At 71.5% G+C, this 15,906-nt stretch carries 15 protein-coding genes; 9 read left to right on the forward strand and 6 right to left on the reverse strand.

What is annotated here, in order from left to right; genetic code table 11:
• Positions 1-299: 299 nt before the first annotated feature.
• Positions 300-503: a cold-shock protein gene (locus MOV08_RS23220; RefSeq protein ID WP_003984261.1), complete on the reverse strand. Its 204-nt coding sequence runs from the start codon at positions 501-503 to the stop codon at positions 300-302.
• 250 nt (positions 504-753) lie between these two features.
• Here MOV08_RS23220 and MOV08_RS23225 point away from each other — a divergent pair, with 250 nt between their 5' ends.
• On the forward strand, positions 754-1,662 hold the full coding sequence (locus tag MOV08_RS23225) for a menaquinone biosynthetic enzyme MqnA/MqnD family protein (protein WP_052286840.1): 909 nt from the start codon (positions 754-756) through the stop codon (positions 1,660-1,662).
• 53 nt (positions 1,663-1,715) lie between these two features.
• On the opposite strand, the gene MOV08_RS23230 is transcribed toward MOV08_RS23225, so the two are convergent.
• Positions 1,716-2,729: an alpha/beta hydrolase gene (locus MOV08_RS23230; protein ID WP_039635195.1), complete on the reverse strand. Its 1,014-nt coding sequence runs from the start codon at positions 2,727-2,729 to the stop codon at positions 1,716-1,718.
• A 307-nt stretch (positions 2,730-3,036) separates the two neighbouring features.
• Here MOV08_RS23230 and MOV08_RS23235 point away from each other — a divergent pair, with 307 nt between their 5' ends.
• From MOV08_RS23235 to MOV08_RS23250, 4 genes are all read left to right on the forward strand, one after another.
• Positions 3,037-4,944, forward strand: a complete 1,908-nt coding sequence (locus MOV08_RS23235) for a serine/threonine-protein kinase (RefSeq protein WP_275308726.1) — start codon at positions 3,037-3,039, stop codon at positions 4,942-4,944.
• A 176-nt stretch (positions 4,945-5,120) separates the two neighbouring features.
• Positions 5,121-6,335, forward strand: a complete 1,215-nt coding sequence (gene mqnC, locus MOV08_RS23240; protein ID WP_039635199.1) for a cyclic dehypoxanthinyl futalosine synthase — start codon at positions 5,121-5,123, stop codon at positions 6,333-6,335.
• Positions 6,336-6,349: 14 nt separating this feature from the next.
• Positions 6,350-6,997 carry an imidazolonepropionase-like domain-containing protein gene (locus MOV08_RS23245; protein WP_275308727.1) on the forward strand — a complete coding sequence of 216 codons (648 nt, stop codon included), beginning with the start codon at positions 6,350-6,352 and terminating at the stop codon, positions 6,995-6,997.
• Positions 6,998-7,401: 404 nt separating this feature from the next.
• Positions 7,402-8,103, forward strand: coding sequence for a demethylmenaquinone methyltransferase (locus MOV08_RS23250; RefSeq protein WP_039635202.1), 702 nt, complete (start codon positions 7,402-7,404; stop codon positions 8,101-8,103).
• Between the two features lie 114 nt (positions 8,104-8,217).
• Here the strand turns inward: MOV08_RS23250 and MOV08_RS23255 are convergent, their stop codons facing one another.
• Positions 8,218-9,174, reverse strand: coding sequence for a D-alanyl-D-alanine carboxypeptidase family protein (locus MOV08_RS23255; RefSeq protein ID WP_275308728.1), 957 nt, complete (start codon positions 9,172-9,174; stop codon positions 8,218-8,220).
• A gap of 169 nt (positions 9,175-9,343) precedes the next feature.
• Positions 9,344-9,877 (reverse strand): GNAT family N-acetyltransferase, encoded by a 534-nt coding sequence (locus MOV08_RS23260; protein WP_275308729.1) that lies wholly within the window; start codon positions 9,875-9,877, stop codon positions 9,344-9,346.
• Between the two features lie 85 nt (positions 9,878-9,962).
• Between MOV08_RS23260 and MOV08_RS23265 the strand changes: the two genes are divergently transcribed.
• The 3 genes from MOV08_RS23265 (at position 9,963) to MOV08_RS23275 (ending at position 12,899) form a co-directional block, all read left to right on the forward strand.
• Positions 9,963-11,309 carry a geranylgeranyl reductase family protein gene (locus MOV08_RS23265; protein WP_328285918.1) on the forward strand — a complete coding sequence of 449 codons (1,347 nt, stop codon included), beginning with the start codon at positions 9,963-9,965 and terminating at the stop codon, positions 11,307-11,309.
• Between the two features lie 151 nt (positions 11,310-11,460).
• A complete protein-coding gene (locus MOV08_RS23270) occupies positions 11,461-11,916 on the forward strand; it encodes a carboxymuconolactone decarboxylase family protein (protein ID WP_039635205.1) in 456 nt (151 codons plus the stop codon).
• Positions 11,917-12,083: 167 nt separating this feature from the next.
• Complete coding sequence (locus tag MOV08_RS23275) at positions 12,084-12,899, forward strand: alpha/beta fold hydrolase (protein ID WP_275308730.1); 816 nt, start codon at positions 12,084-12,086, stop codon at positions 12,897-12,899.
• Here MOV08_RS23275 and MOV08_RS23280 read toward each other — a convergent pair.
• Positions 12,889-13,725, reverse strand: coding sequence for an ATP nucleotide 3'-pyrophosphokinase (locus tag MOV08_RS23280; RefSeq protein ID WP_275308731.1), 837 nt, complete (start codon positions 13,723-13,725; stop codon positions 12,889-12,891). The genes MOV08_RS23275 and MOV08_RS23280 overlap by 11 nt on opposite strands.
• A 240-nt stretch (positions 13,726-13,965) precedes the next feature.
• Positions 13,966-14,775 carry a C40 family peptidase gene (locus tag MOV08_RS23285; protein WP_052286841.1) on the reverse strand — a complete coding sequence of 270 codons (810 nt, stop codon included), beginning with the start codon at positions 14,773-14,775 and terminating at the stop codon, positions 13,966-13,968.
• 765 nt (positions 14,776-15,540) lie between these two features.
• On the opposite strand from MOV08_RS23285, the gene MOV08_RS23290 reads away from it, so the two are divergent.
• A complete protein-coding gene (locus MOV08_RS23290; RefSeq protein WP_039635210.1) occupies positions 15,541-15,900 on the forward strand; it encodes an NADH-quinone oxidoreductase subunit A in 360 nt (119 codons plus the stop codon).
• Positions 15,901-15,906 lie beyond the last annotated feature (6 nt).

A 15,906-nucleotide genomic window follows, 5' to 3' on the forward strand; every position in this document is an offset into this window, starting at 1 on the left:
GCGTTCCGTTCCCGCTGCGGGATGTTCGCGGGCGGGCCTCCGGGGCGGTCGCCGAACCGGAAGGGGGGCGGCGCCGGGCGGCGGTCGCGCCGAGCCGTGCGCCGCTCCACGGCCGGGCACGGCGGGATATTCACCTGGTATTCATTTTTCCGGGCGGGCGGGAGCGGAAAAGTGCGGCCGACGCCGAGCTGTACGAAAGGCTGTACAAAAGGCAGGAGCCCCATCCTCCGCCCGAAGGCGGAAGTGGGGCTCCTTGGGTGCTACTGGTCAATCAGAGGAGAAAGACCAGAGCGGGCAACTCAAACCGGCGTAACGTTCTCCGCCTGCGGGCCCTTCGGACCCTGCGTGACGTCGAAGTTGACCTGCTGGTTCTCCTCCAGGGAGCGGAAGCCAGAGGCGTTGATCGCCGAGTAGTGGACGAAGACATCCGGGCCGCCGCCGTCCTGGGCGATGAAGCCGAAGCCCTTTTCAGCGTTGAACCACTTGACGGTTCCGGTAGCCATAAGCCCTCCTTGGGCCAAAGGGTTGCCCTGCTCCAGAACCTGCAAAGAAGTCTGAAAACTACAAAAGCCTGCGGGTCACATGCTCCGCAGGCTCTGTACTGCAAGGGAAACCAAACTGCAACTTGGCCTGAGCCTAGCACGGTGCGCTCCGGAGGTGGAAGAGCCAAAGATCACGTTTGGCGGGGAGAGGGAAAGGCCACACCGGGGCCCCGGCGTCCGGCGCCGAGGTCGGCGGGTCTAGCCTCCGCATGTGGACAATTCAACCTTTGGAGACGCACCCGCGGGAGCCGACGCAGACCACCGTCGCAGCCGGCCGCGAGTGGGCCACATCCAGTTCCTGAACTGCCTGCCCCTTTACTGGGGCCTGGCCCGTACGGGCACCCTCCTCGACCTGGACCTCACCAAGGACACCCCAGAGAAGCTCAGCGAGCGGCTGGTGCGCGGGGAGCTCGACATCGCGCCGATCACGCTCGTCGAATTCCTGCGGGCCGCCGACGACCTCGTCGCCTTCCCCGACCTCGCGGTCGGCTGCGACGGCCCGGTGATGTCCTGCGTGATCGTCTCGCAGAAGCCGCTGGAGCAGCTGGACGGTGCCCGGGTCGCCCTCGGGTCGACCTCGCGGACCTCCGTCCGGCTGGCGCAGCTGCTGCTCGCCGAGAAGATCGGGGTGCGGCCCGACTACTTCACCTGCCCGCCGGACCTCGGGCTGATGATGCAGGAGGCCGACGCGGCGGTCCTGATCGGCGACGCCGCGCTCCGCGCCAACCTGCACGACGCACCCAAGCTGGGCCTGGACGTCCACGACCTGGGCCAGATGTGGAAGGACTGGACGGGGCTCCCGTTCGTCTTCGCGGTCTGGGCGGCCCGGCGCGACTACCTGGAGCGCGAGCCGGAGGTGGTCCAGCAGGTGCACGAGGCGTTCCTGGCCTCCCGCGACCTGTCGCTGGAGGAGGTCGGCAAGGTCGCCGAGCAGGCCGCCCGCTGGGAGCACTTCGACGAGCAGGTGCTGGAGCGGTACTTCACCACGCTGGACTTCCGGTTCGGGTCGGACCAGCTGCGCGGCGTCACCGAGTTCGCCCGGCGGGTGGGCCCGACCACCGGGTTCCCGGCCGACGTGGCGGTGGAACTGCTGCCGGCGGCTGCCGGCGCCCGGGCGTAGCGGCGCGTGGCCGGCGGCCCGGGGGTCCCTCGCCGGACCGCCGGACCGCCTGCCTACGGCGTCGGCGTCGGGCCGCGGAGGACCCGGCTGATGGCCTCCAGGCTCGCGTCCCGCATCCCGCGGAGATAGCTCCGGGCGTTGTGGCCGCCGTCCTCGATGACGTGCAGGCGGGCGTGGACCGGCCCCTTGGCGTACCGCTGGACGAAGCGCTCCAGGTTGGCCCGGCCGCCCTCCTGCGTGCCGATCTGGAACTGCACGTAGACGTCGGGGGCGCCGGGGCGGGCGGCCAGTCGCTGCGCCAGCCGCTCCGGGTCGTTCGCCCGCATCTCCGCCCGGTGGCCGCGCCACAGGGGCGAGTCCGGGCGGGTGTCCGGGCCGCTGGCGATCACCGCCTTGAAGCGGTCCGGGTGCTGGAGGACCTGCTTCAGGGCGACGAAACCGCCGGACGAGGAGCCCATGAAGGCCCAGCCGTCGCGGCTGGTGAACGTCCGGAAGTTGGCCTTGACCAGGTCGGGGACGTCGTCGGACATCCAGGTGCCCATCTTCGGCTGCCCGGGGATGTCGCTGCCGTCGTAGTAGCGCTTGGTGGGGTTGAGGACCGGCATCACGACGATGAACGGCCGGCTGCGCCCCAGGGCCACCAGATCGCTGACGGTCTGCTGGAGCTTGTGGCCGGTGGCCGACCAGTAGTTGCTGGGGAAGCCGTAGCTGCCCGGTAGGGCGATCAGGACCGGGAAGGCACTGTTCCGGTAGCGGTCCTCGTAGTACTCCTTGGGCGCCCAGACCCACACCTTCCCGGTGAAGCCGGATTTCTTGCCGTGCAGGGTGGTGACGCCGATCTTCGTGCCGTCGCTGAGCGTGGCCGCCGTACGGAACGCGGCCTGCGGGCCGGTCGGCATCCGGACCCCCGGCCCGGCCGCGGACGCGTGCACCGGCCCCGCGGAGCCGTCGGGCAGCGCCTGGCTGAACGACATCGGCTCACCGGTGTCGTTCAGCACGTCCAAGTACTTGACGGTCGGGTAGGCGCACAGGCCGACCACGGCAACCAGGCCGGTGAGGAAGGACATGCGCCACCGGGGGCGGCGGGCCGGCCGCCCCTCCCGTGTCCACCGGGCCGGACGGCCGCGGCCTATGAGGCGCACGCGGCCCCGCAGGCCGCGCCGGCCGCTGCGGTGCTCCCGGCACGGGTCGTCAGGGCGGTCCCCGGGGGTGTGATGCACGGGCGTCTCCCGATGGACGGTCCCTGGGCCGGCGGCCTCGGGGGCGGATGGTCGGCTTGCGCCCTGTTTGATGCGGAAAGCGGGGTGGTGGGTTTCGGGAGCGGGGCATGACCTGGGTCATAAGCTGGATCCGCCGTCAGGAGGGGGAGGCGCCATGGAACCGCTGGCCGACGAGGACCCACGGTCCCTGGGCGGATACCGGCTGCTCGGCCGCCTGGGCGCCGGCGGGATGGGCCGCGTCTACCTGGGGCGCAGCGCCGGTGGGCGGACCGTGGCGGTGAAGGCCGTACACGCCCAGTACGCCGCCGACGACGAGTTCCGGGCCCGCTTCCGGCGCGAGGTCGCCTCGGCACGGCGGGTCGGCGGCGCCTGGACCGCGCCCGTTCTGGACGCCGACCCCGACGCCCCCGTCCCCTGGGTCGCCACCGGCTATGTGGCCGGCCCCTCCCTGGCGCGCGCGGTCGCCGACCACGGCCCGCTCGCCGAGCGCTCCGTACGGGCCCTGGGAGCCGGACTGGCCGAGGCGCTGACCGCCGTGCACGCGCTGGGCCTCGTCCACCGGGACGTCAAACCCTCCAACGTGCTGCTGACGCTGGACGGGCCGCTGCTGATCGACTTCGGGATCGCGCGGGCCACGGACGGCACCGCCTCACTGACCTCCACCGGGGTCTCGGTCGGCTCGCCCGGCTACATGGCGCCCGAGCAGATCCTCGGCAAGGGGGCGGACGCCGCCGCCGACGTCTTCTCCCTGGGCGCGGTGCTGGCCTTCGCGGCAACCGGGACCGCCCCGTTCACCGGGGACTCGTCCGCCGCGCTGCTCTACAAGGTGGTGCACGAGGAACCCGAGCTCGGTCCGGAACTCGTCGGCACGCTGCGGGAGTCGGTGGTCGCCTGCCTGGCCAAGGAGCCGGCGCGCCGGCCCGCTCCGGCGGAGGTCGCGGCGCGGCTCGCGGGGGACGCCGGTGGCGGCGCGGCCGGGCTGGTCCGCGCCGGCTGGCTGCCGGGCCCCCTGGTCGAGCAGGTCAGCCGACAGGCCGTGGCGCTGCTGAATCTGGACGCGGAAGGGGCCGCGGCCTCCGGAACCGCCGCGTCCGGAGCGGCCACGTCCGGAACCGCCGCGTCCGGGATCAGCACCTCCGGAATCACCGCGTCCGGCGGGGGGTTCGGGCCGCCGGATCCCCCCTACGGGGCGGTGTCCGGACTGATCCCGTTCGATACCCCGGCGCCGAGCGACGGCCCCGTCGCGCAGCCGGGGACCGGCGCACCGACGGGCGCGGCCCCACCGTCCTCCTGGCCGGCGGCCGGCACCTCGTACAGCGCGGCCGTGCCCCCGCAGCCCCCCGTGCCGCCGTCCGTACCCCCGCCGCCCGCACCCGCGCCCGCATCGGCGCCCGTGCCCCCGCCGGCGCCTCCGCCCCCGTCCGCGTCCGGCCTCGCCGATCTGCCGACCGGATCGGCCCCGGCCCCGGCCGCCGGCCCCAAGGAGCGGCGGATCGCGCTCACCGGCGCGCTCGGCGGCAAGGAGAAGGACCGGCCCCGGCGGGTGAGCTGCACGCTGGTGCTCTCCGTGGCCGGCGCGCTGGCGGTCGCCACCACTGCCGCGGTCTTCCTGGGCGTGCTCAAGGGGCCGGCGGGAGGCGGCTCCACCGCCGAGCCGCCGGCCGGACACCCCTCGACGGCCCGGCCCTCCAGGCCCGCCGACGGTGCCGGTGGCGTCCCCAAGGGCTTCCTCGGTACCTGGAGCGGCACCGTCACCATGGCGAACGGGATTCCCAACGGCACCATGACCAGCGTCATCAAGGCCGGCGACAAGGGCGACGTCGTCGTGCGGACGACGTACGACGTGGTGCTGGTGCGCTGCCAGGCCAAGGCGAAGCTGCTGTCGGCCGACGGCGACAACCTGGTCCTCCAGGAGACCCCCGACGGCAATCAGGGGCCGGCCTGTACGGGCAACACCTCCACCGTGACGTACACCCTCGACAAGGACGGCACGCTCGCCTTCGCCTCGGACGACAAGCGGGGCGGCACCCCGAAGGCGACCCTGACGAGGAGCGGCGGCTGACGGACCGAGCCACGGCCGGTCGGAGGCGCGGTGCGGCGGGCGCCCGCCGCGAGGGCCGTCGTCGCCCGCCCGCGTACCGGCCCCCGGCAGCGCTGTCGGACCCCTGGCGTACGCTGGTTCAGTCCTTAAGTGCTCGCTGCGCTTGCTGTTTGTCCGCCTCCGAAAGGGACGCCCCGGTGACCGAGAACGCCGACCTCAAGTCTTTTGATGTCACAGCCGTACTCGACCGCGCCGCGCAGGGCGGCCGCATCACGCCGGAGGAGGCGCTCGACCTCTACCGCTCCGCGCCGCTGCACGCGCTGGGCCAGGCCGCCGACGCCGTCCGCCGCCGCCGTTACGCCGGTACGGAGCACATCGCGACGTACATCATCGAGCGCAACATCAACTACACCAACGTCTGCGTGACGGCCTGCAAGTTCTGCGCCTTCTACGCCGCGCCCAAGGACACCGAGAAGGGCTGGACCCGCGACCTCGACGACATCCTGCGGCGCTGCGCGGAGACCGTCGAACTGGGCGGCACCCAGATCATGTTCCAGGGCGGCCACCACCCGGACTACGGCGTCGAGTACTACGAGAAGCACTTCTCGGCCATCAAGAAGGAATTCCCGCAGCTGGTCATCCACTCCCTCGGTGCGTCCGAGGTCGAGCACATGGCCCGGATCAGCGGTGTCCCGGTCGAGGAGGCCATCACCCGGATCCACGCCGCGGGCCTGGACTCCTTCGCCGGCGCCGGCGCCGAGCTGCTGCCCGCCCGCCCCCGCAAGGCCATCGCGCCGCTGAAGGAGTCCGGCGAGCGCTGGCTGGAGATCATGGAGGCGGCCCACAAGCTGGGCGTCGAGTCGACGTCCACGATGCTGATGGGCACCGGCGAGACCAACGCCGAGCGGATCGAGCACCTCCGGATGATCCGCGACGTCCAGGACCGGACGGGCGGCTTCCGCGCCTTCATCCCGTACACCTACCAGCCCGAGAACAACCACCTGAAGGGCCGGACGCAGGCCACCCTCTTCGAGTACCTGCGCATGATCGCCATCGCGCGCCTCTTCCTCGACAACGTCGCCCACATCCAGGGCTCCTGGCTGACCACCGGCAAGGAGATCGGCCAGCTGTCGCTGCACTACGGCGCGGACGACCTCGGCTCGATCATGCTGGAGGAGAACGTGGTCTCCTCGGCCGGTGCCAAGCACCGGTCCAACCGCCAGGAGATCATCGACCTGATCCGCAAGGCGGGCCGCGTCCCGGCGCAGCGCTCCACGACGTACGAGCACCTGGTCGTGCACGACGACCCGGCCAACGACCCGGTCGACGACCGCGTCGTCTCGCACCTCTCCTCGACGGCCATCGAGGGAGGCACCGCCCACCCCGAACTCAAGCTCGTCGAGACCAACTGACCGCCGGGCCACGGATGTTGACGCTCCATCGGGTGCGGGCCGTCCGGCTCGCCCCCGCCGAGGACCCCGAGGGCGCCGAGCCGCTCCTCGGGTACGCGGTCGTCGTCGACGGTGACCGGCTGGCCGCCGTCGGCCCCTACGAGGAACTGCTGGCGGCCTACGGCACGGGGGTCCCCCCTGCGCACGCGGGGCCGGGAGCTCAGGGGAGCATCCGCATCCGGGAGTGGGACGGGACGTTGACCCCCGGCCGTCATGAACCGGACGGCGCGGCGCTGCTGGAGGCCACCTACCACCCCGATCCGCGCGAGGCCGCGGAACTGGGCACGGAGCCGCTGACCGGCGCGGCGCTGGCCGCCCTGCCGATGACCGAGGCCCGCTGGGGCGCCAGCGCCCGGCGCGGCCTCCAGCGCCTGCTCGCCCTCGGCACCACCACGCTGGCCGGGCCCTTCACCCACCCCGCGGTCCGCACCGCCGTCCAGCGTTCCGGCATCCGGCAAACCCCACGGGCCTCCCCCATCTCCCCGGCCCGCGCCGACGGAGCCGCCGAAGCCCCCGCCCGCTCCCTGGTTCCCGGCGCCCCCGCCGACTTCGCCGTCTTCGCCCCGGACGGCAGCTGCCTGGCCACCGTCCTCGCCGGCCGCCTCGTCCACCGCCGGCGCTGACCCCCGCACGTCGCACCGCGCACGGGCTCGCGCGGGTGCACGGGGCGCCGGGTGTGCCGGGCGCCGGGGCGGCGAAGCTCGCGGGGCATCGGAACGGTCGTTGACCTGCACGTTTGGCGCGACGTGCGTCCGCTGCGCACTCCGTCAAGGACCCGTCAAGTCCCGCCGGTGCCGCGTCAGGGCGGTGTCAACGGAATCGGAACGGATGATCCAGCCCGGCAGGATCTTGGTTGCGGGGACGGCCGTCGCCCGGCCGCTCACGATGCCTCATGCACCGCTCGACCGCCCGGAATGTCAGAGGGGGGCATGACGGCCGTCCCCGACCAAACGCCCAGCCCACCGGCCACCGGCCCACCGGCCCGCCCGGTGACCGGCCCCGCCGGCGCACGGTGGACAATGGCCGGGTGACCCGAGCATCCCTGGACAAGCAGCCGCACGAAGTCGCCGCGATGTTCGACGACGTGGCGGCACGGTACGACCTCACCAACGACGTGCTCTCCCTCGGCCAGGCGCGGCTCTGGCGCAAGGAGGTGCATCGCGCGGTGGCCGCGCGGCCCGCCGAGCGGGTGCTCGACCTCGCGGCCGGGACCGGCACCTCGTCGCTGCCGTTCGCGCGGACCGGGGCGTACGTCGTGCCGTGCGACTTCTCGGTCGGGATGCTGCGGGAGGGCAAGAAGCGGCACCCGTGGCTGCCGTTCGCGGCGGGGGACGGGACCCGGCTGCCGTTCGCGGACGAGGTGTTCGACGCCGTCACGATCTCCTTCGGACTGCGGAACATCCAGGACACCGATGCCGCGCTGGCGGAGCTGTACCGCGTCACCAAGCCCGGTGGGCGGGTGGTGATCTGCGAGTTCAGCGAGCCGACCTGGGCGCCGTTCCGGACGGTCTACACCGAGTACCTGATGCGGGCGCTGCCGCCGGTCGCCCGTGCGGTCAGCAGCAACCCGGACGCGTACGTCTACCTCGCCGAGTCCATCCGCACCTGGCCCAACCAGCCCGAGCTGGCCGCCCGGCTCCAGGGCGTGGGCTGGACCGAGGTCGCCTGGCGCAACCTGACCGGTGGGGTCGTGGCGCTGCACCGGGGCACCAGGCCGGCGAAGGGCTGACCGGGGGCCCGCAAAGGCCGACCGGAGCGAAGGGGCGGCACGCCTCGATGACCGAAGGGCCCGCCCCGGTCGCGGAAGACGCGACCGGGGCGGGCCCTTCGGCGAGAAGGCCGGTTACTTCTTGAACGCGTAGTCCATCAGCTTCTTGGCGTCCGCGGTGCGGTTGTCCAGGGACGACGAGGCGAGGACCGTGCCGATGACGGTCTTGCCGTTGCGGGTGGCGGCGAAGACCAGGCAGTACTTGGCCTCCGGGCCGGAGCCGGTCTTCACGCCGATGGTGCCCTGGTAGCTGCCGAGCAGGTTGTTGGTGTTGGTCCACGACATGTAGCGGTAGCCGCCGCTCTTCGTCGTGACCTTCTGCTTGGTGGACTTGGTGCCCACGACCGTGCGGAACGTGGAGAACTTCATCGCGTTGCTGGCGAGCTTGGTCAGGTCGCGCGGCGTCGAGTAGTTCGTGCCACGCCCTATTCCGTCGAACGAGTCGAAGTGGCTGTTGTTCATGCCCAGGCTCTTGGCGGTGGCGTTCATCTGGCCGATGAACGACTTCACCCGGGCGTCCCGGGTCGAGCCGGTGCCGAACTTGTCGGCCAGCGCGTAGGCGGCGTCGCAGCCGGACGGGAGCATCAGCCCGTAGAGCAGCTGGCGGACCGTCACCTGGTCGCCGACGATCAGGTGGGCGGACGAGGCCCAGTTGTTGTTGACGATGTAGTCGCTGTACGCCTTCTGGACCGTGACCTTGGAATCCAGGTTGAGGTTCTTCTGGGCCAGCACCACCCGGGCCGTCATGATCTTGGTGGTGGAGCCGGTGGACCGGCGGGTGTCGGCGGCCTTGCCGTAGAGCGTCGCCCCGGTGCCGTTGTTCATCACGAAACCGCCGGCGGCGGTGATGCTGGGCGTCGGGAGGGTGGCGGCCTGCGCCGGGGAGCCGAACGCTCCGGCGGTCAGGACGGCTCCGGTGGTGACGGCCACGGCGGATGCGCGCCGAATGCCCTTGATGCCCCTGATGCCCCTGATGCCTTTGATGCCAATTTTCAAGTGGATGCTCCAAATACCCCTGCAGTGCGGCCACATGAGGGTGCCGCTCTCTGTTGAGACACCTGGGGCGCGGCAATGGATGCGTGGGGCGGCGCACTTGTTTCGGTCGTTTCCGATGCCGGTCCTGACGCCGCCGCCCCACTCCGCTTCTTCCCTCCGTCCCCGTCCCCGTTCCTCGTCCCCGGTCCCGGGGTCAGGGTCGGGGTCAGAGGTCCAGTCGGTGGCAGTACGCCGTGCGGTTGCCGGTCGGGGGCGTGGCCGTCTCGGCCCGGTGCATCCCCAGGCGCCGGGTCACCGCTATCGAGCGGGCGTTGCGGGAGTCGATCAGCGCCACCACACGCGGGACGCCGGCCGTGCGTACGGCGTCCAGCGCGCGTTCCGCGGCCGTCGTCGCGTACCCCTTGCCCCAGTACGCCCGGCCCAGCCGCCAGCCGATCTCGATCTCGCCCGCCGGGCCCCACTCCCACGGCCAGGGCTGGGCACCGGTGAAGCCGATGACCGCGCCGTCCGCCGGGTCGAGCAGGGTGTAGAGGCAGAAGCCGTGTTCGGCGTGGTGGCGGCGCTGGCGGGCGGTGAGTTCCTCGTAGACCGAGAGTTCGGCGGGGGCGCCGCCGTGGAACTCCATCACCTCGGGGTCGTTGAAGACGTGGTGCCAGTGCCACGCGTCCTCTTCGGTGGGCACGCGCAGTTCGACGGCGGGGAGGGGCCGCGCGGGCCGGGGGGCGGGCGCAGACGTCATGGCACAACCCTTCAGTTTCCGATCATCAAGGCCCCCATAGACTGCACCTGCCCAGTGCCGGTCGGCACCCAGATATCCACAGCGGATATCCAGATATCGACTTCCGGGAGAAAATGCCGTGACCGAGTCCGCGTCCGTGACCGAGTCCGTGACCACGCCCCGATCGGAGCACAGCGCGGATGTGATCGTCGTCGGTGCCGGGCCGGCCGGCTCGGCCACCGCCTACCACCTCGCCAAGTCCGGCCTGGACGTACTGCTCCTGGAGAAGACCGCGTTCCCGCGCGAGAAGGTCTGCGGCGACGGGCTCACGCCGCGCGCCACCAAGCAGCTGATCGCGATGGGCATCGACATCTCCGAAGAGGCCGGCTGGCTGCGCAACAAGGGCCTGCGCATCATCGGCGGCGGCTCCCGGCTCCAGCTCGATTGGCCGGATCTCGCCTCCTTCCCGGACTACGGCCTGGTCCGCAAGCGCGACGACTTCGACGAGCAGCTGGCCCGGCAGGCGCAGAAGGCCGGCGCCCGGCTCCACGAGCGGTGCAACGTGGGCGCCCCGATCGTGAACGAGCTGACCGGCCACATCACCGGCGTGCACGCCAAGCTCGGCGAGGAGAAGACGCCGGTGACCTTCCACGCCCCGATCGTGGTCGCCGCCGACGGCAACTCCACCCGGCTGTCGCTGGCGATGGGGCTGCACCGGCGCGAGGACCGGCCGATGGGCGTCGCGGTGCGGACGTACTTCACCTCGCCGCGGCACGACGACGACTACCTGGAGTCCTGGCTGGAGCTGTGGGACCGCCGGGGCGCCCAGGACCGGCTGCTGCCGGGCTACGGCTGGATCTTCGGCATGGGCGACGGCACGAGCAACGTCGGCCTCGGGATCCTCAACTCCAGCTCCGCCTTCCGGGAGCTGGACTGGCGGGAGATCCTCAAGGCGTGGTGCGCGTCGATGCCCGCCGACTGGGGCTACACCCCGGAGAACATGACCGGCCCGATCCGCGGCGCGGCCCTGCCGATGGCCTTCAACCGCCAGCCGCACTACACCAAGGGCCTCCTCCTGGTCGGCGACGCCGGCGGGCTGGTGAACCCGTTCAACGGCGAGGGCATCGCGTACGCGATGGAGTCCGGTGCGATCGCGGCCGAGGTGATCGTCCAGGCGCAGGCCCGGGCCACCTACGCGCAGCGCGAGTTGGCGCTGCACCGCTACCCGAAGATCCTCAAGGACACCTACGGCGGCTACTACTCCCTGGGCCGGGCGTTCGTGAAGCTGATCGGCAACCCCAAGGTGATGCAGATCGCCACCCAGCGCGGTCTGACCCACCCGCTGCTGATGCGCTTCACGCTCAAGATGCTCGCCAACCTCACCGACCCGACGGGCGGCGACGCGATGGACCGGATCATCAACGGGCTGAGCAAGGTCGCGCCGAAGGCGTGACACCTCCGCGGGCCGGTCCGGAAAAAGGGGCCGGCCCGCTGTCACGTTCTCCGCTCGGGATCCGTCGGTGCAGTGACGGCGCGAAGCCGGCCACGGCACGGCGGTACGGCTCCGCCGGCCGGGACATCCGAGGTTGCTGAGGAGAGCAGTGATGGAAGCACGTATGAAGAACCCCGCGGTGGTCCTTCCGGAGGCCATGCAGCCGCTCCTGGACGTGATGAAGGCGACCCGCACGGGCGGGGTGGCGGAGGAGACGCTGGAGCTGGTGCACCTGCGGGCCAGCCAGATCAACGGCTGCAGCTTCTGCGTCGACGGCGGGGCCAGGAGCGCCCGCAAGGCGGGGGTCGGCGACGACAAGCTGTTCGCGGTGGCGGCCTGGCGGGAGGCGCCGTACTTCAGTGACGAGGAGCGGGCCGCGCTCGCGCTCACCGAGGCCGCGACCCGGCTCGCGGACAGCTCCGACCCGGTGCCGGACGCCGTCTGGGACGCCGCCGCCGACCACTTCGACGAGAGGCAGCTGGCGGCGCTCGTCCTGACGATCGGCATCACCAACCTCTTCAACCGGCTCAACGCCACCACCCGGCAGCCGGCGGGCGCGGGCTGGTAGGGCGCCGGCGGGCCGGTGCCAGGGTCGCCCGCCGGGGTGCGGGCGGCCGCCGGTGGTCGGCCCAACTCCCATGACCCGGGAGGTAATTGTGCGCCTCCCGTGGGCCCGGCATCGTAGGACGCGTCGCAAGCGAAAGCGGCGAAAGCGTCACAACGGGAGGAAGTGCCATGTTCTTCGAAGGCCACGACGGGACCCGGCTCTGGTACGAGGAGTACGGCGAGGGCGAGCCGCTGGTGTTCGTGTCGAGCGCGATGCTCTTCACCGACATGTGGGAGTACCAGATTCCCTACTTCGTGGAGCGCGGCTACCGCTGCATCGCGTTCGACCGGCGCGGGCACGGCCGCTCGGACCGGCCCTCCGGCGGCTACGACACCGCGTCGACCTCGGACGACCTGGCCGCCCTGCTGGAGCACCTCGATCTGACCGGGGCGACCCTGATCGGGCACTCGCTGGGTGGCGCGGAGGTCGCCTGCTATCTGGCCCGGCACGGTTCCGGGCGGGTGCGCCGGGCCGCGTTCGTCGCGGCGACCCTGCCGTTCATGAAGCAGACCGAGGACAACCCCGAGGGGCTGCCGGAGACCGCCTTCGAGCAGTCGATGGAGCTGCTGCGGAACGACCGGCCCCGGTGGATGGCGCGTCAGGCGCAGGTCTTCTTCGCCACCCACCTGGGCAACGACGTCCACCCGCTGCTGATCGACCTCACCATCCAGCAGGTGATGACGTGCGCGCCGTACGCCACCCTCCAGGTGCAGCACGCGGTCTTCCACACCGACCACCGGGCGGGGCTGCGCGAGATCGACATCCCGACCCTGGTGGTGCACGGCGCGGCCGACTTCTCCGCGCCGATCGACGTCACCGGCCGGCGGACCGCCGCACTGATCCCGGGCGCCGGCTACAAGGAGTACCCGGACGCCGGCCACGGCCTCTACGCCAGCCACCACGCCCGGCTCAACGCGGATCTGCTGGAGTTCCTCAAGAGCTGACGGGCACGGGGAACGGCACGGGCACCGGGGCGCGCCGGGCCGGGCCGGTCAGCCGCTCGGCCCCGGCCGGCACCGGCACGGCCGCGAAGATCGCGTCCTGCTGCGCCTGAAGTGCGCGCGCCTTCTCCGGTGGGGTGCCCGGCAGCCGCTGCTCCTCGTAGAGCTTGTGGGTCTGGACCTGGGCGGTCTTGCTCTGCGGGGTGTGGAACTGGACCTCGAAGACCTGGCCCGAGCGGGGGGCGCGCCAGGCGGAGTTGACGGCCCTGTAGCCCTTGGCACGGCCCCAGGTGTTGGACCAGCGGGTGCTGTCGTTGCCCCAGGAGGAGAGCAGGCCGGCGGCGACGCCGACGCCGTGGGTGTACTGGCCGGTGGGCCACTGGAGGGTGTAGCGGACCGCGTCGTTGATCTGGGCGAGGGAGCTCTCGACGCGCTGCCCGGGGGCCTGCCGCAGCGCGGTGGCGACCTTCCGCTTGAGCGAGTCGGGGGACTTCAGCCGCTGGTCGAAGCCGACGACGGTGGCGTGGCTGAACAGTGCGACGGTGCGGAGCTGGGGGCTGAGGGAGCGTTCCGCCCGGCGGGCGCGGTCCAGGAACGCGTCGACCTTCTTGTTGTCGGCGGCGTCCAGGTGCAGCCCGTCCCGGGTCCAGCCGCCGTCGGGGTCGGCGGCGCGGGCCCGGCCGGCCGAGACCGCCGGGGCGGACGCGGAGCCGGGGCCGGCCGGGGCGGCGGTGGCGGAGTGCGTCGCGCCCATGCCGAGGGCGGTGGCCAGGGCGGCGGTGAGCGCGGCCCGGGTGACGGTGCGGCGGGCGGTGGGGTGCGGGTTCATCGGGGTGCGGGTTCCTCTCCGTCGGCGCTGTGGTGCGGCCGTGACGAGAGGTGCAACGGATCTCGGGCGCATCGGTAGCTGCCCGTACGGCCCGGCGGCCGGTGGCTGACCGGATCGGTGCGCTCGGCGGCGCGAAACGGACGTCGGGCGCCCCGGCGGTGCCCGGACGGCGCGGAACCGCCCCTCCCGAGCGGGGAAGGGGCGGTTCCATGGAGCGGTCCGGGGTGCCGCGGTCCGTGATTACAGGACGCGCACCGCGCCGGTGGGCATGTCGTAGCTGAGGGGCCGCTCGACGATGCCGGTGCTCGGGTTCTGGGCGCCGATGAAGTTGCCGTTCCCGACGTAGACGGCGACGTGGTAGGCGCTGCCCGCGCTGCCCCAGTACAGGAGGTCGCCGACCTGGAGGTTGCCGAGGCCGACCTGGGTGCCGGCGGTCGACTGGCTCTGCGAGACGCGCGGCAGGTCGATGCCGATCTGGGAGAACGCGGCCTGGGTCAGGCCGGAGCAGTCGTACGAGGAGGAGCCGGTGGCGCCGAGGACGTACGCCTTGCCGAGCTGCGCCTTGAGGAAGGAGACGAGGGTGGCGACGCTGCCGCTGCCGGTGGAGGGGGCCTCGGAGACGGCGGAGAGGGTGGTGCGCGCCTCGGAGCGGGAGGCGCGGGCCTCCGTGGCTTCCTTGGCCTTGGCGGCCTCTTCGGCGGCCTTCTTCGCCTCGGCCTCGGCCTTGGCCTTCTTCTCGGCGGCGGCCTTCGCCTTGTCCGCGGCCTTGTCGGCCTGGGCGGCCGCCGCGTCCTGGAGCGCCTGCCGCTCGTAGTTGAACGCGGCCTGCTGTGCGGCGTCGGCGCTCTTGGCGGCGCTGGTGGCCAGCGCCGTCGTGATGGTGGGCATCTCCTGGGTTTCGGAGACGGGCTTGTCGACGGCATTGGCCGGCACGGTCGCGCCGGTCACCGCGAGCGTGAGGAAGCCACCGGTCACGCCCGCACGCAGGGCCCGCGAGGACGCGGAGCGGCGGGGCTTCCGGTGGCTGGGTATGAGTGCGTTCGGGGACATGGCACCACGGCTATCAGGAGCCGCAGGTTGCTGCCAACAAAGGTGGGGTGCGCCACACTTGATGTGTACGCGACGAATAAAACGGACTTTTCGTCAACTGCCGTGGCGCCGGCGCGATGTCCGAATTTCTCGATCATGTTCCTACGCACGGCATTTGATGGCCGGCGCGACCTCCGGGTGCGCTTATCACTTCCTGATTCGCCACGCCAAGGCTTCCCGGGCGTCAAGGTCTCATGACTTCAAATCGCGTGGGATAGGTCACTCGTGAGTGTCCGTTATGTTCCCGTGACCGACCGTCGGCCGTCGACCGGCCGCGCGCGCCCCGTCGTTGCGCGATTCCGGCCCTCCGCTCGTGAACCGAAGCACGTACCGACGATCACGGCGAGGTCACGAGCGCATCACGTCTACGCCCGTCGCGCATATAGCAGTTGGTTCCCGTCCAGCGCCAATTTGCTTGTCAGCCACGTGTCTTGATAATGAGGTTGCCGCGCTGACCAGCGGTAACACCGGCGAATATCACCTCTGGTGATCACTTGCGTGCTTCGTGTAGGGAGATCACCGGTCATCCGACTTCATGATCCTTCGTCAGGTGGTGAAGATCACAAAGGCGTTGGCTGACCCCGTGTCGCAGATCACAGACCGACGGGCATAAGATGCGGGCATCGGGCTTGTGAACTGCCTCACATATACGTGATCACCTCGGGGCGGCCGGCGAGCCCGAGCGGACCGCCATCCAGTCATCGTCGACTGAAGGGAGCGAGGACGGTGAACGCTTACGCGCCCATCCTCGTACTGGGAGCCCTCGGGGCAGGCTTTGCGATCTTCTCCGTGGTCATGGCCACGCTCATCGGCCCCAGGCGCTACAACCGGGCCAAGCTCGAAGCGTACGAATGCGGAATCGAGCCGACGCCGCACCCGTCAGGCGGCGGTCGCTTCCCGATCAAGTACTACCTGACGGCGATGCTCTTCATCGTCTTCGACATCGAGATCGTCTTCCTCTATCCCTGGGCGGTCGGTTTCGACGCCCTGGGGCTGTTCGGGCTCGTCGAGATGCTCCTCTTCGCGCTCACCGTCTTCGTCGCCTACGCCTATGTCTGGCGTCGCGGCGGCCTGGAATGGGACTAGGGGTCA

This window comes from Streptomyces yunnanensis, assembly GCF_029011865.1.
Classification (GTDB): Bacteria; Actinomycetota; Actinomycetes; order Streptomycetales; family Streptomycetaceae; genus Streptomyces; species Streptomyces yunnanensis.

Excerpts from the sequence above, each read along its gene's own strand:
- MOV08_RS23245 (WP_275308727.1), top strand. The coding sequence starts at position 6,350 with ATGTTGACGCTCCATCGGGTGCGGGCCGTCCGGCTCGCCCCCGCCGAG.
- MOV08_RS23230 (WP_039635195.1), bottom strand. The coding sequence starts at position 2,729 with ATGTCCTTCCTCACCGGCCTGGTTGCCGTGGTCGGCCTGTGCGCCTAC.
- MOV08_RS23280 (WP_275308731.1), bottom strand. The coding sequence starts at position 13,725 with ATGAACCCGCACCCCACCGCCCGCCGCACCGTCACCCGGGCCGCGCTC.
- MOV08_RS23270 (WP_039635205.1), top strand. The coding sequence starts at position 11,461 with ATGGAAGCACGTATGAAGAACCCCGCGGTGGTCCTTCCGGAGGCCATG.
- MOV08_RS23255 (WP_275308728.1), bottom strand. The coding sequence starts at position 9,174 with ATGTGGCCGCACTGCAGGGGTATTTGGAGCATCCACTTGAAAATTGGC.
- MOV08_RS23220 (WP_003984261.1), bottom strand. The coding sequence starts at position 503 with ATGGCTACCGGAACCGTCAAGTGGTTCAACGCTGAAAAGGGCTTCGGC.
- MOV08_RS23260 (WP_275308729.1), bottom strand. The coding sequence starts at position 9,877 with ATGACGTCTGCGCCCGCCCCCCGGCCCGCGCGGCCCCTCCCCGCCGTC.
- MOV08_RS23235 (WP_275308726.1), top strand. The coding sequence starts at position 3,037 with ATGGAACCGCTGGCCGACGAGGACCCACGGTCCCTGGGCGGATACCGG.
- MOV08_RS23275 (WP_275308730.1), top strand. The coding sequence starts at position 12,084 with ATGTTCTTCGAAGGCCACGACGGGACCCGGCTCTGGTACGAGGAGTAC.
- MOV08_RS23285 (WP_052286841.1), bottom strand. The coding sequence starts at position 14,775 with ATGTCCCCGAACGCACTCATACCCAGCCACCGGAAGCCCCGCCGCTCC.